This window comes from Nonomuraea diastatica, assembly GCF_004349015.1.
GTDB lineage: Bacteria > Actinomycetota > Actinomycetes > Streptosporangiales > Streptosporangiaceae > Nonomuraea > Nonomuraea diastatica.
On record NZ_SMKP01000443.1, the window covers coordinates 1 to 847 of the forward strand.

Annotated in this window: 1 protein-coding gene; it reads right to left on the reverse strand. The window is 72.4% G+C overall.

The features are described from left to right. Positions 1-847: condensation domain-containing protein (locus E1294_RS52085; protein WP_246083905.1), on the reverse strand; the 847-nt coding region annotated here is incomplete at both ends.

Here is an 847-nt window from a genome sequence, read left to right on the forward strand (position 1 = left end):
CCGCGGTCTGGAGTGCGAAGACGTGCTGGACGAGGGGGGTGCGGGTGAGGTCGCGTTGGGGGTGGAGCTCTTCGACGATGCGGTCGAAGGGCAGGTGCTGGTGTTCGTAGGCGGCCAGGGCGGTGTCGCGGACGCGGTCGACGAGGTCGTCGAAGGTGGGCTCGCCGGTGTGGTCGGCGCGCAGGACGAGGGTGTTGACGAAGAAGCCGATCAGGTGGTCGAGGTCGGGGTGGTCGCGTCCGGCGACGGGGGTGCCGACGGCGAAGTCGTGCTGGCCGGTGTAGCGGTGGATGAGGGTCTGGAAACCGGCCATGAGGACCATGAACAGGCTGGCGTTGTGGGTGCGGGCCAGGGCGTGCAGGTGGCGGGTGGTGGTGGCGGGGATGTGGAAGTCGCGGCGCCTGCCGCAGATGTCGCGGCCGGCGGGGCGGGGCCGGTCGGCGGGGAGTTCCAGGGTGTGCGGCATCCCGGCCAGCCGCTCTCGCCAGTAGTCCACTTCGTGGTCGAGGGCGCCCTGCTCGATCCGGGTGCGCTGCCAGGCCGCCACGTCACCGAACTGCACCGGCAACTCGGCCACGTCCTCGTGGCCGGTGTCCCGGTAGCCGGCCGCGATCTCCTCGGCCAGGATGCCGACCGAGCGGCCGTCGGCCAGGATGTGGTGCAGGACGAGCAGCAGCACGTGCTCCTCCTCGCCCACCCGGCCCAGCACGGCACGGAAGACGGGGCCGGTGGCCAGGTCGATCGGCCGCCGCGCGTGCTCGGCGAGAAACTCCTCCACGTCGCCCACCGGCACCACGGGCAGCTCGAACGCGCCCGCCGGATCCACCACCTGCACCGGCACGCCGTC